Source organism: Pseudanabaena sp. PCC 9330, from assembly GCF_055795045.1.
Genome location: NZ_JAYFES010000107.1, coordinates 128,250 through 148,797, shown reverse-complemented (window position 1 = coordinate 148,797; position 20,548 = coordinate 128,250). Strand labels below are relative to the sequence as shown.

Below are 20,548 nucleotides of genomic sequence, written 5' to 3'. Positions count from 1 at the left end.
TCTGGGCTCAATGGTACTGCAAGGGGCGAATCTCGATGCCGCCTGATTGTGACTGATTCTGTTGGTCAGCTCTTCTAGAGCCAGGCTGACATACCATGGCTCCTGGGAGATGGAGAGTGCACTCATTGGCGGAGAAATAGCCATAGATGCTACAGCAACCGCAGTTGTTGGGCGGTTTCTTCTAGAGCCAGGCTGGCGAGATCGTCGAGGCCGAGGTCGGTGTCATCAATCGGTAGGTCGTCGGTTTCGTCGGTAAGAAGGGTGGCGGCGGCGGCGATCATGCCTTCGGCGAGGTCGCCAAGATCGTCGCGGTGGGCGAGGTAGGCACCCAGGGCAGCTAGGGGGTCAAGGCTGCTGTCGGTGCCCAGTTCGGGCAGGCGGCGGCGGGTTTGGGTTTTGATCTCGGGCTGAAGGGTGTAGCTGTGGGCGGCAACGAGGGCCAGGTCTAGGGCAGCTTGATCGATTTGGTCGACTTGGTCGGTGCGTAGGGTATAGCGACAGCGCACCACGGCGTCGGTGATGTCGGCTTTGGCGATCGCCCGTTCCAGCATAGCCTGGGGCTGCTCGGCGTCGGATACGTCTAGCTCAATGGTTTTGAAAGGGCGCACCGGTAAGGGACAAAACTCGGCGTTGGCCTCCCCTCGGTCTACCTGTACCAGCAGGTAACCCTTTTCCTCCGATTCTTCACTAAAATCGACCCGCTCGATGCTGCCGGGATAGATCATTAGGGGCTGCTCGCAGAGCACCTGATGACGGTGCACATGGCCCAGGGCCACGTAGTCAAAGCAGGGTCGCGCCAGCAGCGCCATGGGCACGGTAAAGCCCCGCCCCGCCGCCAAAAACCGCTCGGCCCCGTAGGTGGCCGTGTCGACCATGGCATGGGCCAAGAGAATAGCGGGAATGTCGGCATCGAGGCGGCGAATTTCACCCTCTAGGGCCACTCGCAGCCGGGCCAACAGCAGGTCATTCACCTCGGCCATGGAGAGGCCCTCGGTTTCGGGCCGGGTGAGCAGGGTTGACTTGGTCAGCCAGGGCAGGGTGACAATCTGTACTGGGCCATGGGCGGTAGAAATGTGATGGGTTTCGAGGCGATCGCCCACTACCACATCCGGCACCCCTAGGGTTCTGTAGATTGACAGGCTGGCACCGCCTAGACCCTGGGCATGCTGGTCGTGGTTGCCCACCAGCAGTACCGTGGGTATGCCTGCGGCTGAGAGCCGACAAAACTGACTGGCCAAAGCCTGTTGTACGAGGGGTGGGGGCGTGGCATCGGGGAAGGCATCGCCGCCAAACAGCACCAGATCGACAGGTTCGGCCAGGGCGCGATCGATGCAGTGGGTGAGGGCAGCGATAAAGTCTTCTAGCCGGGTGTTGAGACCCGTCTCAGGGTTGAGCCGACCGTGGGCAAACCCGCTGCCCATGTGGATGTCGGAGAGGTGAAGAAGGGTGAGCATGGGGCCATGATAGCGCCGCCCGAGCCAGTGGCGACCAGTGGCAAGTCGATCTGGGCAGCGAAGACGCCCTTTAGTCGACCACCCGTAGCTGCCCTTTGCGGATAGCCTCAAAAACCTGCTGGGCCACGGCGTGGTCTTGGTTGCTCAAACTGGGCTCACTCAGCAGCACATTCATCAAGTCGCGCTGTACCTGGCGACTGATGCGGCGATCGGCAAAAATTTTATCGGCAATGGTTTTGAGGGATTGGCTAGTAGTTTGAGACATGGTGACGACCTGAACTATTTGAGGCTATAACCACTATCTCCCCATCGCTTCAATCGCACCGTGACAACGCTTGCTAACCAGGGATGATCTTAGGCCTCCTCAGGCGTGACTAGAACCGGCAGCCGACGTGGTTTAGATCACGGTCGAGTCTGCCTAGATGGTCTAGCACAGACCACCGTTGCAGGCTCTAGGTCTGCATCATGGTCTATAGAAGCCAAAACAGAGGAAGATGTTCCAGACTGATGGGCTAGGCTATTGCTCGACAAGAACATTACTGCGTTGGGCAAGCAGCGGTTTGCCCCTGCGGTACGATGGCTTGCCCATCGGGGAATTGCTGGGCTGGCAATGCCTCTAGATCGTGGTTTGACGGGCGCGATCGCTGCGGTAGCGCACGTACTCTGCCAGCCCGGCCAGCAGCGCTGAGCCCAAAATTAGCACCACGCTGAGGGCGTTGATGTCGGGTTTGACCCCGGTGCGCACCCGGCTAAAAATTTCTAGCGGTAGGGGGTTGGCACCGCCGCCAGCGGTAAAACTCGAAATCAGCAGGTCATCCATGCTGAGCACAAAGGCCAGCAGACAGCCCGCAAAAATCCCCGGCGCTAGCTGCGGAATCAACACCTTCACCAGGGCCTGGGTCGGGGTGGCCCCCAGGTCGAGGGCGGCTTCTTCTAGGTTGGGGTCGAGGCGCTGCAGGCGGCTAGACACCACCACAGCAATGTAGGCCAGGCAAAACACCATGTGCGCAGCAATGATCGTCCACAGGCTCAGCGGCACCGCCACCGAGGCCAAAAACACTAGGGTCGCCACTGCGATCGCAATGTCAGGAATAATCAGCGGCAGATACGACACCCCCCGGTAGAGCCCCTTGCCTCGAAACCGATGACGGGCCAGCCCGATCGCCATCAGAGTGCCCAGCACCGCCGAAATTGCCACCGCCACGATCGCAATGGTGAGACTGTCTTGCAGGGCGGCAAAAATGCGGCGATCGCTAAACAACGCTCGATACCACCGCAGGCTAAAGCCCTCCCAGCCGGTGCTGTAGCGCGAGTCGTTAAAGCTGTACACCCCTAACACAATGATGGGGAAGTACATGAAGGCGTACATGAGGGCGGTAAAGGCGCTGGGCCAGGTGAGGCGGGGCATGGGTGATGGGGTAGATGGGTGGGGGGAGGGGCGCACAGCAGTGCGCCCGTACGAATGAGATAGGGATTGCGTCGGGTGCAGTCGCGCAGCGGTGCACCGCGCTCGTTACGCCTCGGTAACGGTGCTGCGATCGCCGTAGCGCAGCAGCAGAGCGATCGCCAGACTCACCGCCAAGATCAGCACCATGCTCAGAGCCGAGCCAAAGCCCCAGGCTCGGGTAGGGCCAAGAAACTGGTTATAGATCAACCGCGAAATATTCATTGACGAGGCCCCACCCAGCAGGGTAGGCACCACAAAGTCACCCAGGGCGCTGATAAAGACCAGCAGACTAGCCGCCGCAATGCCCGGCAGAGTTTGAGGCACGGTAATTTTCCAAAAGCACTGGGCGGAGTTGGCCCCCAGATCGGCGGCGGCCTCCAGCAGGCGAATATCGAGCTTTTCGAGCGAAGCGTAGAGAATCAGCACCATATAGGGCAAAAAGCTGTAGGTGAGGCCAATAAACACCGCCGTAGGCGTATTTAGCCAGTTTTGAGCAGGCAACCCCACCGCCGTTAAAACCGTGTTGAGAATGCCGCTGGGGCGCAGAATAGTTGTCCAGGCGTAGGCCCGCAGCAGTGACGAGGTCCACAGGGGCAAAATAAAGCCCACTAGCAGCAGGTTGCGCCACCGCTTTGGCGACAGCAGCGCCAGCCAGTAGGCCACCGGAAACCCCAGCAGCAAGCACAGCAGAGTAGACCCGAGGGCAAAAGCCAGCGATCGCCCCATTACCCGCAGGTATACAGGCTGCAAAATTTGCAGATAGTTGCCCAGCCCATAACCGCCACTGGGCTGCCCCAGCCGCAGCCCCGGCACCAGGCTAATCTCTAAAATGAGCAGGGTCGGCAGCACTAGCAATAGCAGTAGCCATACCCCCGCTGGCCCCAGTAGAGCGATTGGCCCTAGCCAGCGGCGAGGCGCGAGGCGATCGGCCCAGGGCCGGGCGGGGGTAGGCGGAGGAGAGAACGTCATAGGGGAGGGAGAGACAAGGGGGCAAACGGGGGAAAGTTTTGATTTAAGACGTTGCCGACAGCATTCAAACCAGAGCACTCAAAACGCCAACTTTCATCCTCCTAAGCGCTCGTAACTTCAGTCCATAGCCGGTCAAACAAGGCGGTAGCGGCCTCGTCTACGGCGACAATGCCCTCGCTCTTGGCCAAAATCTCATCGGGGGGGTAGAGGTCGTCGTTGGTTTGAATATCGGCAGGCAACAGGTCAAAAGCGGCCTGGTTAGCGGTGGCAAAAAACAGACGCTCTACCGCCGCACTAGCAACCGCTGGGTCGAGAATGAAGTTCATCCACTGGTAGGCAGCATCGACATTGGGGGCGGTTTTGGGAATCACCAGGGTATCAGTCCACAGAGAAGACCCGCTGGCGGGGATGACGTATTCTATGCGATCGTCTTCGAGGGTCAGAGCAATTCCATCGCTAGAGTAAACCATGGAAACCCCCAGATCACCGCTGAGCAGCTCATTCTCAAAGCCGGTGGTCTTAAAAGCCGCAATGTGGGGCTGTAGCTCTAGCAGCCGCTGGTAGGCCGCTTCGATCTCCGCTGGGTTGCTGGTGTTGTAGGAGTAACCTAGAGATCTGAGGGTGGCTCCCAGGGTTTCGCGCATGTCATCAATCAGCGTAATGCGGCGGGAGAGAGCGACCTGGTTCTCCCAGAGAAAATCCCAATCGGTGGGTTCGCTGGGCACTACGTCTCGGTTATACAGCAGCCCCGTAGTCCCCCAGCAAAACGGAATGCTGTGGGCGTTGTTGGGGTCGTAGGCGGGGTTGACCCACTTCTCCTTGAGGTTCTCTAGGCCAGTGATGCGGCTTTGATCGAGCTCCGTCAGCAGATCTAGATCAATCATCTCCGACACCATGTAGTCGGAGGGATAGATGATGCTGTAGGCATCGCCACCCCCGGCCTGGAGCTTGGTCAGCATGATCTCGTTGGAGTCGAAAATATCGACTACCACCGGTATGCCCGTTTGCTCGGTAAAGGCCTGGGCCAGGCCATCGTCAGTGTAGTTGGCCCAGGTGTAGATGTGCAGAGCCCCATCGCTGCCACCGCCCCTGGGTGGCCCCGACAGATTTTGACGACAGTTGGTGGCTGCCAAACCGGCCACTACCGCTGCCGACCCCTGCAAAAATCGGCGGCGGCTGAAGGCAGGGCGGCGCAGAGAATAAGGTGTCATCGATCGCTTTGGCACGGTGTTCTCCAGGTTCACTAGGGGGCGGGGGGGATTAGTCTTTTCAGGCTTTAGGGCCGGGGTACCGAGTTCTAGGCCGCTAGGTTTTCAGCGGTGGGCTTCTATAGTAGTTAACCAGCAATTCCTAAGTCATGGGGAGTGAGTCTGCACCGCAGCTCGTTTTTTTAGCGTTATCTAATCGGCCTTGAGCACTAAGCAGTCATCGATCGCCCAGTGAATGTGCACGGGCATATCTACATCTATGGTTGACTCGGCCCGGTTGGGCTGGCGCACGGTCAGAGTTTCGCCCGAGGTGAGCTGTACGACGCAGTGCAGATGGGTACCCAAATACATGACATGTCTGACCTCGCCCTGATAGCAGTTGCCGCTGCTGGCGGGTAAACTCGGGCTCAGGCTGATTTTTTCAGGCCGGATGCTGACGACAACGGCTTGCCCCAAATCATATTGGGCCGGTTCAGCCGGTCGGGCAATGACCTGTAGGCCACTGTGGGCGATCACCTGCGCTTCGGTAGCCGAGACCTGGTGCAGACGACCCGGCAGCAGGTTGGTATCGCCGATGAAGTCGGCCACAAAGGGGGTGCGGGGGCGATCGTAGATGTCGCCAGGGGTGCCAATCTGCTCGATCTGGCCGTTGTTCATAACGGCAATGCGATCGGAAAGCGCCAGAGCCTCTTCTTGGTCGTGGGTGACCATGATGAAGGTGATGCCCAGCTGGCGATGGAGGTTGGCCAGCTCTACCTGCATCTGTTTGCGCAGTTTTTGGTCGAGGGCACCAAGGGGCTCGTCGAGCAGCATTACTGCCGGATGGTTGACCAGCGCCCGTGCCAGAGCGACTCGCTGCTGTTGCCCACCAGAGAGCTGAGTGGGGTAGCGGTTGGCCATAGACTCTAGCTGCACCAGCCGCAGGGCCTCGGCGACGCGGTCGCGCACCTGAGCCGATCCCAACCGTCTAATCTTGAGCCCAAAGGCAATGTTGTCTTTGACCGTCATGTGGTCAAACAGGGCGTAGCTCTGAAACACGGTATTGACCGGGCGGCGGTAAGCCGGCACCGTGCTGACGTTGGCCCCTTGAATCAACACTTCCCCGGCGGTGGGCGTCTCAAACCCGGCAATGAGTCGCAGGGTGGTGGTTTTACCACAGCCCGACGGCCCGAGAATGCTAAAAAACTCTCCCTGGTGAACGGTTAAGTCTAGCTGGCGTACCGCCACGTCTGAGCCAAAGGTCTTAAATACCTGCCGCAGTTCTACATCAGCCTGAGCTGCTGTCACTGCCGCCGCCGCTGCCGCCGCAGAATGCACCGTCTGAGCCATGGCCATTCCCTTGATTGTTCACCCTAGCGGTGGCGATCGCCCCTGCGATCGCCCTCTATACGCAATGCCTGCAACCAGCCTGACCCAGTTGCAATGCCGATGTTGCACTGCCTATACTTTACCCACCCCTGCCCCCAGCAATTCAGCTTCTGTCTATTTTTTTAGGCTTTGCTCAGCATGTCTGGTGTTGGAGCCGGGCCTGATCGAGCGATCGCAGCAAAACGCTACCATAGCGATGGCTCATAGCCATCGAGCCAAAGGTATTTAGACTGTCTACTATGATGGCGATGGCTACTTGCCACCAGATCTAGCCTAACGGGGTAACCATGGCCGCCAATAAAACCCACCTGCCGCCTTATTCCCCGGCCCCCCTGCGAGCCGCCGGGTTGATGCTACTGGTAGCAGCCCTCGGGCTAGGGGGCTGTCGTCCCACTGCCCCACCCCAGGGCACCGCCCCATCTACCCCTCCCGAGACCGCCACATCAACCCCTGAGCCCTCGGCACCGCCCCCGGTCGTCTCCCCGACTACTGCCAACCTGCCAGACACCCTGATGAAAGAGTGGCAGCCGTTGAGCAAGGTACTGATCGCCTTTGGCCCCATGACTATCAGCGCCGGGCAGATACAGTGGGGCAGTGGCCAAACCAGTGCCTACAGCCTGGTCAGTATTGAAGGAGGTTATCTGCTTAAGCTAGAGGCTAGTCCTACCTTTTACGACGGCCCCAACCCCTACATCAAACTCATTCCCAAACCTGGAGCCTCGGACTCCGTAGAGGTTGCCTTCTACACCGACGAAACCCAGCTCAACAACGACGGATACGTGATGTATGGCTCCTACTTTGCCGAGTAATACCAAATCCTGCTCGCCTACCCCCAATTGAGCAGGGCGAACGGTGGTTTGCCCTGCTCAATTGGCCGGTTGAGAATCGGGGGTATGGAATTCAGATTCGGCATCATCTCCCAACTACAAAAAAAGAGATCTAGCACATAGCCAGATCCCTTTTTTTACCAAACACCTTGATCTAAATAACCCTTGCTACAGCCTATCGACTTGGATTATCAAGAATCTCTTGAACCTGCTCACTGGGGGTGTAGCTATAGCCAAACACCGACTGATCAGAGTCATCAATAATCTGCGGCGTCAGCAGCACAATTAGCTCTTGACGTTGGTTGTTCGTTACGGTGCTGCGGAACAGCGCGCCCAGGATGGGAATATCTCCCAAAATAGGAATCTTTGTGACGCTGGTACGCTCTGACTCTTGGATAATGCCTGAAAGCAACAACGTTTGGCCGTCTCGCACGCGTACCTGGCCCGAACTGAGTTGACGCTCAGACAGCAAGAAAATAGTATCGTTACCCAAGTTAAACGTATCGGTAGGGGCCGAGATGCTAGGGGCTACAGATAGCGATACAAAGCCATTATCGTCAATCCGATCTACATTGACCTGTAAAATTAACCCAGCGGGCTCAGTTTCAACTTCTTGGGTGGTAACAGATACCCCATCGGTAACCTGTACCGTAGTCGTAATGTCGGTAACAACATCTTGCGTGAGCTGAACCGTTGCCGTTTGGCCCTCCTGCACAATCAACGTTGGATCAGTAATAATTTTTCCATTCCCGTTCTGCACTGTGGCCAATAACTGGAACAGGAAGTTTGTAGAGGTTTGGTTGGCTCCAGGAGCACCTAACCCGCGGGGCAAAATAGGCGTGCCACTAGGAATAGTGGGAACAGGCCCCGATGGCACCCCAGCCCCCAAATTGATCACCCCTAAGCCCCCAGAACTGGTAAAGCCAAAGTTACCGGTTTGGAACGAGAAACTAGTGCCAAAGGCGTCTAGGGCATTGAGGTCAATATCAATCACTCTGACATTAATAGCCACCTGTCGTCGCCGCACATCGATCCGGGTCAGTTGCTCGGTAGCAAGAGCGACTAGGTCAGCCCGGCCTACCAAGGTTACCGAGTTAGTTCGCTCATCGGCAACTACTTGCAAGCCTCGCAGAATAGTTTGGCTGTCTTCATACTCCACCCGGTTAGTCTCGATCTGCTCAACGGTAGTAGTTTGAGTCTCTGTCAGAGCGGGGGCACCCTCGCCAATATCAACAGCATTGACGTTAGTGACTAGACGCTCTCGGCTAACAGCGCTTTCGGCACCGAGGGCAACCAAAAAATTGGAAGCAACGCTGGCATCTACCTGGTTAAGGCGCAGGGTACGAGCCGTAATACTTTGAGCAGAGGCCGGAAGTCTAGCACCAACATAAATGCTACGGCCTACTCGGTTGGCTTCTAACCCAGTTACCCGCAGCACATGGTTAAACACCTCCTGTACCGACTCATTTTCAATATCTAGGCTGACAGTGGGGCCATCGGCACCAGCGGCTGGTGCCGCACCCTGCTGCCCTCCGGCTCCACCAGCGGTAGCAGGGGTAAAGACCAGGTTTAAACCTGCGGCCCGCGCCAATAGTGAGAGCACTTCTCGGGCAGGGGCGTCGCGCAGCAGCAGTTTGGGAATGCGCTCATTGCTGCCCAGGTTAATTGTGCTAAATGAGGTTACCCCCTCAGCAATGGCAATATCGCCAATCGGAGGTGCTACGGCCCGAGGCAAAAACGGCGGCGATTGCTGCACCTGGGGTCGGGGTACCGGTTGGCCATCAATAATCACGTCGGGGTTGGGCACCAGCACGTCTGGGCTAGCGGGGGCTGGCACCTCGGCAGCGGGCGGGGTAGCCTGAGCCACGGTGGACGGATCACTCGTGGGAGGGGTAGCCGGGGCTGGCACCGTCACGATGTCTTGGGGCACTGGAGTAGGTGCCTGAGCAGCCTGGCCGTCGTTGCGCAGCGACAGCACAACTCGGTCATCAGTGGTAGCGACAACACCGACCGGCGACTGACCATTGCCGCTAATCGTCACCCGCACGCTGTTGGCATCGAGGGGAGCCACCGTGATCTGGCTAATGCCTGGGGCAGGGTTAGCCTCAATAAAGCCACCGCCATTGGGCAGGTTTAGCTGAGCGCGAGTGATATCGGCCACTAAGGTGTTGCCCTGGGTGACGGTAAAGACGTTGCTGCCGTCACCGCCCCGAGTATCAAAGACTAGGTCTAACCCCGTAGCGGTGGGGTTGAGGCGCACATTGGTAATGCTCGTTACCGAGGCTAAGCTGGGCTGGGCTGCGAGAGCCACCAGGGCACTGCCAACCAAAATCGGGTGTAGTTTCATCAAGGGATTCACGGGTTCACTCCTCCATCACGGGGGCGGCAGGGCCGCACAGGGTCTATTGGTCTGGGCGTTGGGCAGTCTGGGCGTTGGTAGATCAGGATCGGCGGCTAGCGTCTAAGCGGCAGCAAAAAGACCAGCTCGAAATTCAAACAAGCTAGACAATTAACCTCCCTCAGCGGGGACTTCGCCCTCAACCGGGGCTTCACCTTCAGCCGGAGCCTCGGGAGCTGGGGGCGGGGGGGGGATGCTGGGGTCGCCCACCGGCACCAGCACCTCTAGGGTGTAATCGGTGAGCAGTAGACGACTGATACCCACCAGATCTTCTTCGCTTACTCCCTCAGGCGGGGGGGCTATGCTCTGCTGCACATCGCGAATTACAACCAGAGGCTCTAGGCGCTCTAGGTTGCGCATAATGCTCTGGGTCTGGGGAAACAGCGCCTGCATCGACACGTTGACGGTGTAGCGCTCTAGCTTGCCGTTTAGCTCTGGCGGCCCGTCGGCCAACAGCACTGATGGGCTAGGCGTAAAGCTCAACAGCTCTGAACTGTAGAGCCTGGTTTGCAGCTGTAGGTCACCCGCCAAGAGAGTCTTGACCCGCTGGATTTGCTCACGATTGAGCCCGAGAGCAGCGAGTTGGGCGTTGTCTAGGCGGGCGGGGTCAGCCCTAAGCACGTCGGCGATCGCGGCGTTACTGTTTCTAATCTGCTGGTTGATATCGAGCAGCAGAGTATCGAGACTTTGGGCATTGCCCAGTAGGCCATAGATGCCCACGCGCTGCTCTAGCGCCTGATCAAGCTGGGCCTGAAGCTCGGCTCGATTTTGCAGGCTGGCGGTTTGTTGATCGACTTGGGTCTGCTTGTCGGCGACCTGTGCTTCGAGGGCAGTTTTCTGCTCTTGTACAGGCTGCACGACAAAGTTGTATAGGGCAAAGGAACCCAGCAAGCCCAGTAGCCCTAGGGCGATGCCCTGCACCTTAGGGTTGAACTCAATGCCAAAAGCAGTGGGGTAGGTTGGCCCTAATTGCTCAGTCCCCTGATTATCTTCAAGGGGAAGGAAATCGCCGGATGCGGTCATTGGATCACTCCTTTTTCTCTCAGGGCCCGAAGGCGAGTTACCAGACCAACGGTGCCCTGCCGCTCAAGCTCATCGATTAGCTCAGAGGCTGGGGTGGCGGTAATGTTGGCGTTGATGTCGTAGTCAATCAAAAAGTCGGGCTCGCCGACGGCGGTGCCAGGGCAACGACCCTGGGTCTGGGGGTCGAGCAGTGTAGGCTGCTGGGCCGCTTGAGCGATCGCCACCGATTGAGACTGGAGCAGGGGCGATCGCTGTAAGACAAGGGCAAAGTCGTTAATGTCGTCATAGGAGCAAGCCACCCCGTTGATAGCAATGCCCCCAGAGGTCGCTGGCGTCGTAGCAGCAGAGTCAATCTCTGAGGTGGTGCCATCGGTCTGACTCAGGCTGACAATCTGCACTCGCCCAGGGGTACGGTTGCGAATATCGTTGAGCAGGGCTGACCAGGGCACAATATTGTTAAAAATTGCGGCAAAGGCACTGTTTTCTGCCCTGATCACATCAATTTGCCCTTGAATAGTGCTGATCTCCTGAAGCTGACTTTGCAGCGTGGCCAGCTCGCTGTCGAGGGCGGCGCTGCGGGCTCGCAACTGGTTGACCTGCTGTCGGGTGACCACCCAGTAACCGCCCACTAAGGCCAAGGGCACCAGGGCGGCGGCCAAGCCTAAAATCAGCGGGCGGCGATCGCCAGGCTCAGCAGCCCCGGCCCGACTCCTGGGCTTAACGTTGTAGACCCGAACCTCTCGGTCTTTGAGAAAATTGATATCGAGACTATACATAGCTATACCTCCCGCAGACCAAGACCTATTACCGTCGCCAAACCAGGTCGCTGGCTCTCTGGAATGTCTTCGGCTACCTCCAGCGAGAGGGCGGCAATGGGGTCAATCTGGCTGGCTGGCAAGCTCAAGCGCTGGGCTAAAAACTCGTCGAGCTGACCGATCGATGCCCCCGGCCCAGCCAGCAGCAGCTGAGCCACCTCCATCTCTTCACCCTGGTTGAGATAAAAGTCGATAGACCGCCGCAGCTCATCTGAGAGCTCGCCCAGCACCCGCAGCATGGCCGTGGTACCGGGATTGCTGTTGCCCATTTGAGGAGCCCCAACGGTGTCCATAGTTTGAATGGGCACCGTCATACCCTGGAGCAAATCAGTGTTGCGGGAGGGGGGCAGGTTCATAGCACGACTGAGGGCACTCTGAATTTGAAATGTGCCAATGGGGACAGTGCGCGAGAAATGGGGCACCCCGTCGACCACAATAGAGATCTCAGTATTTTCAAACTCGATGTCGACTACCGCTGCTGCCTCTTGGGGAGTAAACTGCCGCAGCTGCTCACGAATAGTGCGAATCAGGGCAAAACTGGAGGTTTCTAGCACATTGAGGGCCAGACCCGCCTGGGCAAACACATCAATGTAGGGGTCGGTGAGGTCTTTTCGCACCGCGACCAGCAGCACCTGCACCTTCTCAATGCCGTCTTCGTCGACGAAGTAGCCCAGCTTTTGATAGTCGACATCGGCCTCTTCTCTAGGAAAGGGCAGATAGAGGCTGGCCTCTTGGTTGAGCACCATTTCACGCAGCTCATCGTCGTCTAGCTCGGCGGGCACCGGGATGACGCGGGTAATGGCTCGACCCGGAATGGCAGTGGTAGCCTGTTTGACCTTGAGCTTACTCTCGGCCAGCACCATCTGTAGCGCGTCTACCATCGCGGCGCTGTCTAAAATTTGGCCCTCTTCATAGACTCCTTCCGCCAGCTCTACAGAAGCTAGGTTTTCTAACTTGAGAGTATTTCCCTGCTTTTTCAGGCGAGCCAGATTGATCTTCTCGGGGGTGAGCTCGATGCCAACCCCCCGAGGCTTGCGATTAAAAATAGCTTTGAGACTATCCACGGCAGTATCCGAAAAACAGGTAGCTAACCAGAAAAACTGCCCGGCTTTGAAGCCAACCAGACAGACCTAAATAAACCCGCTCACCCCTTGAAAAGCCACTTTCATGGCAATCAATCAGCAAGCTAGTAGCCTAGCCATTGCTTTTAGGGCAAAAGTGCTAACGAATGGTACACAATTTGATTCAGATTTTCCACTTTTCTTTTGGAAATTTCGGGAAGAGAAGAAAGTTAGCTTTTCGACTGTCTACCCAGCTTGTTGTGTGACTGCTCCTGATGGCATACCGAACCAACGACTACCCGGTATCACCAGGATGTTACACACAATTCTGAAAAGTGAGCACTTAATATTGAGAAAATATTGCCTTCTACCGTTTTTAGCCTGGAGCGATCGCCCATGACTACCTCTCTACCGCCGCTGGGTACGCCCCAGCAAGATGCTGCTCAACGACTGCTGTTGCTGGGTTCTGGCGAACTGGGCCGGGAGGTGGCGCTGGAAGCGGTGCGGCTGGGGCTGGAGGTGGTGGCCGTCGACCGCTACGACCACGCCCCAGCCATGACTGTGGCCCACCGCCACCACGTGATCGATATGCTCGATGGCACGGCCCTGCGGCGGGTGGTCGAGCAGGAGCGGCCAGGGCTAATCGTGCCGGAGGTAGAGGCGATCGCCACCGATACCCTGGTGGCCCTAGAGGCCGAAGGCTGGCGGGTCATCCCCACGGCTCGGGCCACCCAGCTGACAATGAACCGTGAGGGCATTCGGCGGCTGGCCGCAGAAGAGTTGGGGCTAAAGACCTCACCCTTTCGGTTTGCGGCCACTGAGGCGGAGTATTTGGCAGCGGTGGAGGCGATCGGTCTACCCTGTGTGGTGAAGCCAATCATGAGCTCGTCGGGCAAGGGCCAGAGCACCGTGCGCTACCTCGCCGACGTACTGCCTGCCTGGGAGTACGCTCGAGCCGCAGGGCGGGGTAAGAGCGATCGCGTCATTGTCGAGGGCTTTGTCCCGTTCGATACCGAGATTACCTTGCTGACGGTGCGGGCGGCGGACGGCACCCACTTTTGCCCGCCCATCGGCCACCGCCAGGAATCGGGCGACTACCGCGAGTCATGGCAACCCTGCGCCCTGCACCCCGACACCCTGGCCGATTGCCAGGCCATGGCCCAAGCCGTCACCGATGCCCTGGGCGGCTGGGGCCTGTTTGGGGTGGAACTGTTTATCGCTGGGGCACCCGATCAGGCCCAGACTGTCTACTTTAGCGAAGTCAGCCCCCGCCCCCACGACACCGGCATGGTGACCATGGTGAGCCAGCACCAGTCAGAGTTTGAGCTGCATGTGCGGGCAATCATGGGCCTGCCCATCGGCGAGATTACCCTGGTGCAGCCGGGGGCCTCGGCGGTAATTTTGGCGGCTGGGGCGAGCGATCGCCCTCAATATGTAGGCCTGGACAAGGCCTTGCAGGTGCCCACCAGCAAGGTGCGGCTGTTTGGCAAGCCCGTCGCCCACCCCAACCGCCGCATGGGCGTGGCCCTGGCTCTGGGCGATACCGTCGAGGAGGCCAAGGAGCGGGCGATCGCCTGCGCCGAGCAGGTGCAGGTGATGCTGTAGGCTGAGGAATACATTTTTGTCGTTCGTCCCCTCCTGGGAGGGGTAGAGGTAGGTCAGTCCAGTCTTTGTGACCCACCCCGCCCTTCGGGCACCCCTCCGAGGAGGGGACAGTGGCCTTGAGTTTGTTTTCGTGATTATTAATCGCTCGTACTGCTTAGAACCTGCCATGAACCTCCGCTCCTCCGCTCGCTTTGGTCTGCTTGCCCTGCTGGGGCTAATGATGAGCTGGCTAGTGGCCTGCGGCGGCGGACAGCCCAGCGCCACGGCCCCCACCGACGGCAGCCAAGAGGTCGAGTTTTGGACGATGCAGCTCCAGCCCGACTTTACCGACTACTTCAACGGGCTGATTGCCGACTACGAGGCTCAGAACCCCGGCATTACCGTGCGCTGGGTAGATGTGCCCTGGGCCGACATGCAGAGCAAAATTCTCACTGCCGTCACCGCTGGCACTGCACCAGACGTAGTCAACCTCAACCCCGACTTTGCCGCTCAGCTGGCCAGCCGCAACGCCTGGATGGTTTTGGACGACAAAGTCTCTGCAGCCGATCGCGCCGTCTACCTGCCCAACATTTGGCAGGCCAACACCCTCAACGGCCAGAGCTTTGGTCTTCCCTGGTATTTGACCACCAACGTCACCCTGCACAACCAGGATTTGCTGGAGGCCGCTGGGGTCGAGCCGCCCACTACCTACGCCGAGCTGGCCGAGGTCGCCCGCCAGGTAAAAGATAAAACCGGCAAGTACGCCTACTTCACCACCTTTGTGCCCGAAGACTCTGCCGACGTGCTGCAATCCTTTGTGCAGATGGGGGTGGAGCTGGTGGATGACCAGGGCCAGGCGGCCTTTGACACCGCCCAGGGTCGGGCCGTCTTTCAGTACTGGACTGACCTCTACCAGCAGGATCTGCTGCCCCGTGAGGTGCTGACCCAGGGCCATCGCCGGGCGATCGACCTGTACCAGTCAGGTGAAGTGGCGCTGCTGTCTACCGGGGCCGAGTTTTTTCCGACGATTGAGGCCAACGCGGCGGATATTGCCGCCGTCACCGGCAGCGGCCCCCAGATTACTGGCGACACGGGCAAAACCAACGTGGCGGTGATGAATGTGGTGATTCCTGCTGCGACTGATGTGCCCGAGGCGGCACTGGGCTTTGCCCTGTACCTGACCAATGACGCCAACCAGCTCAGCTTTGCCAAAGCCGCCAACGTGCTGCCCTCGACCGCCGGGGCGCTGGAGGATGGCTATTTTGCGGCTGAGGGCACAAAGGGCGTGGAAAAAGCGCGATCGGTCAGCGCCAAGCAAATGAACCAGGCCGAGGTGCTAATTCCGGCGATGGATGGCATCAAGGAATTGCAGGCAATTATCTACGACAATTTGCAGGCGGCGATGCTGGGCCAAAAGACGGTCGACCAGGCTGTCAGCGATGCGGCGGCGGCGTGGAACGGGCGGTAGGGGAACAGGGTTTTGTCAATACCACGCAACAACCTGGTCTTCTACGATCAGCAGGCGGCCCACTGGTGGGATGAAACTGCCACCATAGCGCCGCTGAGCCGCCTCAACCCGCTGCGGTTTGAGTATTTTGACCGGGTGCTACCCCGCTGGCAGGGGCTGCGGGTGTTGGATGTCGGCTGTGGTGGTGGCTTTACCTGCGAGTTTTTAGCCCATCAGCACGCCCAGGTGTGGGGGATTGATCAGTCGGCCCGGTGTATTGCGGCGGCCCAGGCCCACGCCACCGCCGGAGGTCTGTCGATCGTCTACTGCTGTGGGGTGGCCGAGGCATTGCCCTTTGAGGCAGATAGCTTTGACGTGGTGGTCTGTGTGGATGTGCTTGAGCACGTGGCCGACCCGCTGAAGTCGGTGCAGGAGATAGGCCGGGTGCTGCGGCCCGGTGGCCTATTTTGCTTCGACACCATCAATCGCACCGGGCGATCGCGGCTCGTCATGATCTGGCTGCTAGAAAACATCCTGCGCCAGATTCCGGTGGGCATCCACGACTGGCGCAAGTTCATCACCCCCGCCGAGTTGGAGACTATGCTGGTGCAGGCCGGCTTTGGCCAGGTGTCGATGACCGGGTTTAACCTGTTTGGCAGCACCGTGGGCGAAATTATCAGTGCCTACCGGCTGTATCAGGCCACGGGCCAGTTTGACGTCCGCTTTGACGACGACATGCGGGTGATGTATATCGGCACGGCGGTGAAGGGAGAGGGTTGAGGGAGAGCCGCTTAGGATTTCAGCAGCTGGTCGAGAATGGTGCGGGCGGGTTGAGCGCGCTCTAGGGCGATCTGGTAATCGCCGTAGAGTTTGAGGATTTTTGACAGACCCCCAATGCCGCCGCGCAGTTCTTCTAGATCGTCGCCGGACAGCAGCTCGCCGTCGAGCAGGCGCAGGATAAGAGGCTTAATATCGCCGACATCTTGGCGCGCCTTTTGCAGCTTTTCGACGGTGCTGAGCAGAGTTTTGAGGTCTTTGAAGAGATCGTCAATCTGGTCGGGATCTGCTGGCTCGGTGGAGATGGTGTCGTCATCTGCTTCGACGACTGGAGTTTCGGCCTCTAGACTGTCTGAGGCGGTGGCGGCGATGCTGCTGCTGGGCTGGGCCATGGGGCTGTCTCCGTAGGAACCGGTGAGTTTTGAGCTAATGGGGCAAGGGCGCTGACCTTGGTTCAAGCGTACTACAAAGTTTGGCCGTTGGTTTCAACGTTTTACCATGTCCATTCCGCTAGCGATCGCAGCCACGAAGAATTCCTCACCTGTCAGCCCTGCCGGGGCGACGAAAGTCAGGATTTTCCACCGTCCCGCACTACGCCTGGAGGTGGCTGGTGTCATTGAATCGCTGGATCTGCCACAGCTCGGTGTTGAGGCGGTTGGGGCCAGGGTCATCCCAGCGATCGCGATCAAGCCAAAACTCAAAGCAGGCGGTGTTGGCCATGGGGAGCCCCCAGGTGCGATTCCGGAACGGATCGCTTCGCGAATCGCAGCCCAGCAGCCGAGCGACGATCTGCTGCAAGATCCAGTGGTGGCTGATGACCAAAATGCGATCGCCGTTGCTGTGACTGAGCAGGCGATCGACCACCCGCTGTGCCCTAGCGCTGCCCGCTGCCAGAGTCTCAGCCTGGGGAATGGGCTGCCAATCGAGGCTGGTTTCGAGCTGGTAGCAAAGGTCGGGGTATTGGGCGCTGGCCTCGGCCCAGGTCAATCCTGTAAAAATTCCGGCGTCGTATTCCTTGAGGTCGTCGAGTATTTCGGGATGGGTGGGCGGTGCCCACCCTACGGGGGCGGCGATCGCTGGCTCAGGGCTGGGCCGGTGCTGACTATCAACTTCCGTGAACCCTTGCAGCAAATAGTGCTGGGTCGCGGTGGCCCGCTCTAGGGGGCTGACATAGAGGTGAGTGGGGTACCAGCCAGCAGTAGCCAGGCGTAGCCCCAGCGCTAGAGACTGCTGCACACCCAGCGGGGTCAGGGCGGTAGAGCTAGTGCCTTCCATGCGGCCTTCGGTGTTGCCTACCGACTGACCGTGGCGCACAAGCAGCAACTTAAGCATGGGCATGAGATGGGGTCAACGACAGGCCATCGCTCAATTGTAGAAGTCAGGAGCGGCAACCTTATTTTCCCAATTGAGCCCGTTGGGTATGGAGCCTTGCTGAGCAGATGGAGAATGGGGGGCAGCGGACAAACTGTCTATCGGCGGGTTCAAACTGGTTGAACCGTGCCAAAATGCTTAGGCAAATCATTCTCTAGTTGCGGTCTTAACAGTTTGTCCATGTTGCCCTCTGCCCATGCTGGTCAGCCCTTTGCCTGTCGCTGTGGTCTCGATGCCGCCGATCGTCAGCGTCTGGGCCTATTTCTCAGCCTAGTGCTGGGGTTTGCGGTGGTGGAGTGGCTAGTGGGCAGTAGCAGCCACAGCTTAGCCCTACAGTCTGATGCCGGGCACATGCTGACCGATGTGGGGGCCATTGGCCTGGCGCTGTCGGCTAGCTGGCTCACGCGGCTCACCCTGGCTCGACCGCGACCCGGCCAGCCGCGCCTAGAGGCGATCGCCGCCCTGGTCAACGGCGCGGGGCTGCTAGCCCTAGCGGGGCTGATTTCTCTAGAAGCGTGGCAGCACCTCCAGGCTCCGCCAACGGCCACGGTCAGTGCCCCGATGCTGGGCACCGCCCTGATCGGCCTGGGCATCAACGGCTTTGGGGTATGGCTCTTACACGGCCAAGGCGATGAATCGCTCAATCTGCGGGGCGCATTTTTGCATGTGGTGGCCGACCTGGCCAGCTCTATCGGGGTGATTGTCGGGGCGGTGTGTATGGCCCTATTTCACTGGTTTTGGGTCGACGGGGCGCTGAGTTTGGCGATCGCCCTGTTGATTGGCAGCAGTGCCCTACCGCTAATTTTTCAGAGCTGGAAGCACCTGGCGGGGCAGCCACCCACCGATCTGACGCCCTTTGGCTTTTTAGAAACCGGGCATACCGACCTCAGCGCCCAGATTTTGGGGGCCGCTTCCGACTTACCCAGCCATCAAGCAACGCCTAGAAAATAGTGCCGCCCTGATGGGCCGTGCCACTTCATAGGGGCCACAGTCGTTAGATTGCAGTTGGCAGCTTATTTTCTAGAAATTTCCTCAAAACGGCCATCCACCCCCCTGCCAATCTCACCCTCCTGAGTAAAAAACTAGACTTCTGAGCTGCAAAACTGCGCCACATCCTCCAATAGACTCTACTATTCTTAGCTAGGTGGCCTACAACCAACGCCGCCTCTGTGTTTACCGGAGAGCCATCATGGGTACCTGGGTCAAGGAAACCGACGAAGCGTTTTACCTCATGCAGGGCAATCAGTGGATTTCCCGCATTCAAAAGCGACCGTCCTCCAATAACCCCAAGGAGCAAGTGCTCAACGTCGAGGGCATGCGAGAGTGGTTTTTGCGCTCTGACGCCCCTCTGGCCATGACGGTCTCTATTGGCACTGGTGCCCCTGAGCCTGAGCAGATCGGGGGCGGCACAGTGCTGCCCCCGTCGCCCCCAGAAGAGATCCCCCCCCCAGAAGGTGGTGGCACCGCAGAGCCCGAAACTCCAGGTGGCGAAACCCCTCCTTCGGCAATCAATAGCCTCACTCTGCGGGTTAAAAGCACCACCTTCTTTAAGCTTCAGCCCAAGCTGGCGAGTGAGCTGAGCGATGCTGAAAAGGTGCTGGTTACCAACGGCACCACCTTCGACATTCAGTACTACATTGATGTGGGCAAAAACCACTGGCAAGTGCAGCTGCGCGAACCCACCATTGGTGATAAAAAGAACCGCAGCTGGTACGTTTACACCCCCGATATCGATGTGCTGACGGGCGTGCGGCTGCGGGTGGTAAGCGACACTCTCTTTAAAGCTGAACCTAAAATATCGTCGCAGCTCCCTGACGCCCAAAAAGTATTTGTTAAAAATGGTACGCAGTTGATGCTGCTGGCCTTTAAACCAGCAGCGGGTGACCACTACGAATTAGATCTGGTAGATTCTCTGGTTGGGGCCGAGGTTAGCACCAAGTGGTATGTCTACAGCCCTGATACCAAAGTTGAAGGCAATCGCCAAACCCTTGAGATTACAGGCGACACTATCTTTAAGTCGCAGCCGGTGCAGTCGAGCCAGCTGCCCGACGCCGAAAAAGTGCTGGTGAAAAAGGGCACCGTATTTTTGCTCAACTCCTACGCCCAACCCGATAAAAACCATGTGCGGGTGGCCCTGCAAGGGGCTTTTCTCGGCCCCCAAAATCGCACTACTTGGTATGCCTATGTGCCCGACATTCAAATTTCGGGCACTGAGATTGGCAACAAGCCCAACGACCAGGGCACTGGGCAGCCCGTCAACCCGGTAGACCGGGGCATTGCCATTACCCTGCCGGGCTTTACTGGCACCTACTACTCTAACGACCCCATTCAGCCGAGAAACAAGTACGGGGTGCGGGGCAACTTTACCTGGGGTGAGGCACTGCACGTCAATCGATCTACCGGTGCCTACCGTCGCCCAGCTAACTCTGGTGTGGTCTACGGCATTTTGCGCGTCGCCGACGCGATGGAAGAGATTCGCAAAATGTACGGCGATAAGCCGCTGCGAATTAACTCCTGGTATCGTGACCCGCGCACCAATGCTGCCGTGGGTGGGGCCTCTATGTCGCGACACCTAGTGGGAGATGCCGTCGATTTTGTGGTGCCTGGAGTGCGCTGCTCTGACGTGTATGCCCGCCTGAATGGCTGGTGGGGTAACCGGGGCGGCTTGGCCAGTTCTTCGGTATTTACCCACATCGATGTGCGGGGCTATCGCGCCCGCTGGAGCTACGGCTACTAGTCAAAAAATTGGCGCAAAAAATTGGACTATGGTTCGCCCTGGGACTATTCCTCAGCTGCTTG

Annotated in this window: 18 protein-coding genes; 6 read left to right on the top strand and 12 right to left on the bottom strand. The window is 58.6% G+C overall.

Annotated elements, in window-relative coordinates:
- Nucleotides 1-149: 149 nt before the first annotated feature.
- The 6 genes from sbcD to AC0QKW_RS14475 form a co-directional block, all read right to left on the bottom strand.
- The gene (gene sbcD, locus AC0QKW_RS14500; RefSeq protein ID WP_473151787.1) at nt 150-1,454 is read right to left on the bottom strand and encodes an exonuclease subunit SbcD; all 1,305 of its coding nucleotides are present in this window, start codon (nt 1,452-1,454) and stop codon (nt 150-152) included.
- 70 nt (nt 1,455-1,524) lie between these two features.
- Nucleotides 1,525-1,719, bottom strand: a complete 195-nt coding sequence (locus tag AC0QKW_RS14495; protein ID WP_473151786.1) for a hypothetical protein — start codon at nt 1,717-1,719, stop codon at nt 1,525-1,527.
- A gap of 351 nt (nt 1,720-2,070) precedes the next feature.
- Entirely contained in the window at nt 2,071-2,862 is a 792-nt protein-coding gene (locus AC0QKW_RS14490) for an ABC transporter permease (RefSeq protein WP_473151785.1), read from the bottom strand.
- A 105-nt stretch (nt 2,863-2,967) separates the two neighbouring features.
- A complete protein-coding gene (locus AC0QKW_RS14485) occupies nt 2,968-3,870 on the bottom strand; it encodes an ABC transporter permease (RefSeq protein ID WP_473151784.1) in 903 nt (300 codons plus the stop codon).
- A 101-nt stretch (nt 3,871-3,971) separates the two neighbouring features.
- A complete protein-coding gene (locus tag AC0QKW_RS14480) occupies nt 3,972-5,081 on the bottom strand; it encodes an ABC transporter substrate-binding protein (protein ID WP_473151783.1) in 1,110 nt (369 codons plus the stop codon).
- A gap of 189 nt (nt 5,082-5,270) precedes the next feature.
- On the bottom strand, nt 5,271-6,407 hold the full coding sequence (locus AC0QKW_RS14475) for an ABC transporter ATP-binding protein (RefSeq protein ID WP_473151782.1): 1,137 nt from the start codon (nt 6,405-6,407) through the stop codon (nt 5,271-5,273).
- Between the two features lie 326 nt (nt 6,408-6,733).
- On the opposite strand from AC0QKW_RS14475, the gene AC0QKW_RS14470 reads away from it, so the two are divergent.
- A complete protein-coding gene (locus tag AC0QKW_RS14470) occupies nt 6,734-7,255 on the top strand; it encodes a hypothetical protein (protein WP_473151781.1) in 522 nt (173 codons plus the stop codon).
- Between the two features lie 193 nt (nt 7,256-7,448).
- On the opposite strand, the gene AC0QKW_RS14465 is transcribed toward AC0QKW_RS14470, so the two are convergent.
- From AC0QKW_RS14465 to pilM, 4 genes are all read right to left on the bottom strand, one after another.
- Nucleotides 7,449-9,632: an AMIN domain-containing protein gene (locus tag AC0QKW_RS14465; protein ID WP_473151780.1), complete on the bottom strand. Its 2,184-nt coding sequence runs from the start codon at nt 9,630-9,632 to the stop codon at nt 7,449-7,451.
- 150 nt (nt 9,633-9,782) lie between these two features.
- On the bottom strand, nt 9,783-10,694 hold the full coding sequence (locus AC0QKW_RS14460; protein WP_473151779.1) for a hypothetical protein: 912 nt from the start codon (nt 10,692-10,694) through the stop codon (nt 9,783-9,785).
- Nucleotides 10,691-11,470: a PilN domain-containing protein gene (locus tag AC0QKW_RS14455; RefSeq protein ID WP_473151778.1), complete on the bottom strand. Its 780-nt coding sequence runs from the start codon at nt 11,468-11,470 to the stop codon at nt 10,691-10,693. Before AC0QKW_RS14455 ends, AC0QKW_RS14460 begins: the two co-directional genes overlap by 4 nt.
- 2 nt (nt 11,471-11,472) lie before the next feature.
- Nucleotides 11,473-12,573: a type IV pilus assembly protein PilM gene (gene pilM, locus AC0QKW_RS14450; RefSeq protein ID WP_473151777.1), complete on the bottom strand. Its 1,101-nt coding sequence runs from the start codon at nt 12,571-12,573 to the stop codon at nt 11,473-11,475.
- 393 nt (nt 12,574-12,966) lie between these two features.
- Between pilM and purT the strand changes: the two genes are divergently transcribed.
- The 3 genes from purT (at nt 12,967) to ubiG (ending at nt 16,381) form a co-directional block, all read left to right on the top strand.
- Nucleotides 12,967-14,175 carry a formate-dependent phosphoribosylglycinamide formyltransferase gene (gene purT, locus AC0QKW_RS14445; RefSeq protein ID WP_473151776.1) on the top strand — a complete coding sequence of 403 codons (1,209 nt, stop codon included), beginning with the start codon at nt 12,967-12,969 and terminating at the stop codon, nt 14,173-14,175.
- Between the two features lie 166 nt (nt 14,176-14,341).
- Nucleotides 14,342-15,622 carry an ABC transporter substrate-binding protein gene (locus AC0QKW_RS14440; RefSeq protein ID WP_473151775.1) on the top strand — a complete coding sequence of 427 codons (1,281 nt, stop codon included), beginning with the start codon at nt 14,342-14,344 and terminating at the stop codon, nt 15,620-15,622.
- A 12-nt stretch (nt 15,623-15,634) separates the two neighbouring features.
- On the top strand, nt 15,635-16,381 hold the full coding sequence (ubiG, locus tag AC0QKW_RS14435) for a bifunctional 2-polyprenyl-6-hydroxyphenol methylase/3-demethylubiquinol 3-O-methyltransferase UbiG (RefSeq protein WP_473151774.1): 747 nt from the start codon (nt 15,635-15,637) through the stop codon (nt 16,379-16,381).
- 11 nt (nt 16,382-16,392) lie between these two features.
- Here ubiG and AC0QKW_RS14430 read toward each other — a convergent pair whose 3' ends face one another.
- On the bottom strand, nt 16,393-16,770 hold the full coding sequence (locus AC0QKW_RS14430; RefSeq protein WP_473151773.1) for a hypothetical protein: 378 nt from the start codon (nt 16,768-16,770) through the stop codon (nt 16,393-16,395).
- A gap of 199 nt (nt 16,771-16,969) precedes the next feature.
- Nucleotides 16,970-17,710: a histidine phosphatase family protein gene (locus tag AC0QKW_RS14425; RefSeq protein ID WP_473151772.1), complete on the bottom strand. Its 741-nt coding sequence runs from the start codon at nt 17,708-17,710 to the stop codon at nt 16,970-16,972.
- A 219-nt stretch (nt 17,711-17,929) separates the two neighbouring features.
- On the opposite strand from AC0QKW_RS14425, the gene AC0QKW_RS14420 reads away from it, so the two are divergent.
- Together AC0QKW_RS14420 and AC0QKW_RS14415 are read left to right on the top strand one after the other, a co-directional pair.
- The gene (locus AC0QKW_RS14420; RefSeq protein ID WP_473151771.1) at nt 17,930-18,700 is read left to right on the top strand and encodes a cation diffusion facilitator family transporter; all 771 of its coding nucleotides are present in this window, start codon (nt 17,930-17,932) and stop codon (nt 18,698-18,700) included.
- A gap of 238 nt (nt 18,701-18,938) precedes the next feature.
- Nucleotides 18,939-20,486 (top strand): D-Ala-D-Ala carboxypeptidase family metallohydrolase, encoded by a 1,548-nt coding sequence (locus AC0QKW_RS14415; protein WP_473151770.1) that lies wholly within the window; start codon nt 18,939-18,941, stop codon nt 20,484-20,486.
- The last annotated feature ends 62 nt before the right edge of the window (nt 20,487-20,548 follow it).

Bases quoted from the DNA above. Each gene is read 5' to 3' on its own strand.
- AC0QKW_RS14470 (WP_473151781.1), top strand. From the start codon at position 6,734: ATGGCCGCCAATAAAACCCACCTGCCGCCTTATTCCCCGGCCCCCCTG.
- AC0QKW_RS14455 (WP_473151778.1), bottom strand. From the start codon at position 11,470: ATGTATAGTCTCGATATCAATTTTCTCAAAGACCGAGAGGTTCGGGTC.
- purT (WP_473151776.1), top strand. From the start codon at position 12,967: ATGACTACCTCTCTACCGCCGCTGGGTACGCCCCAGCAAGATGCTGCT.
- AC0QKW_RS14475 (WP_473151782.1), bottom strand. From the start codon at position 6,407: ATGGCTCAGACGGTGCATTCTGCGGCGGCAGCGGCGGCGGCAGTGACA.
- AC0QKW_RS14485 (WP_473151784.1), bottom strand. From the start codon at position 3,870: ATGACGTTCTCTCCTCCGCCTACCCCCGCCCGGCCCTGGGCCGATCGC.
- AC0QKW_RS14495 (WP_473151786.1), bottom strand. From the start codon at position 1,719: ATGTCTCAAACTACTAGCCAATCCCTCAAAACCATTGCCGATAAAATT.
- AC0QKW_RS14490 (WP_473151785.1), bottom strand. From the start codon at position 2,862: ATGCCCCGCCTCACCTGGCCCAGCGCCTTTACCGCCCTCATGTACGCC.
- AC0QKW_RS14440 (WP_473151775.1), top strand. From the start codon at position 14,342: ATGAACCTCCGCTCCTCCGCTCGCTTTGGTCTGCTTGCCCTGCTGGGG.
- AC0QKW_RS14430 (WP_473151773.1), bottom strand. From the start codon at position 16,770: ATGGCCCAGCCCAGCAGCAGCATCGCCGCCACCGCCTCAGACAGTCTA.
- AC0QKW_RS14420 (WP_473151771.1), top strand. From the start codon at position 17,930: ATGTTGCCCTCTGCCCATGCTGGTCAGCCCTTTGCCTGTCGCTGTGGT.
- AC0QKW_RS14415 (WP_473151770.1), top strand. From the start codon at position 18,939: ATGGGTACCTGGGTCAAGGAAACCGACGAAGCGTTTTACCTCATGCAG.
- sbcD (WP_473151787.1), bottom strand. From the start codon at position 1,454: ATGCTCACCCTTCTTCACCTCTCCGACATCCACATGGGCAGCGGGTTT.
- AC0QKW_RS14460 (WP_473151779.1), bottom strand. From the start codon at position 10,694: ATGACCGCATCCGGCGATTTCCTTCCCCTTGAAGATAATCAGGGGACT.
- AC0QKW_RS14480 (WP_473151783.1), bottom strand. From the start codon at position 5,081: ATGACACCTTATTCTCTGCGCCGCCCTGCCTTCAGCCGCCGCCGATTT.
- AC0QKW_RS14425 (WP_473151772.1), bottom strand. From the start codon at position 17,710: ATGCTTAAGTTGCTGCTTGTGCGCCACGGTCAGTCGGTAGGCAACACC.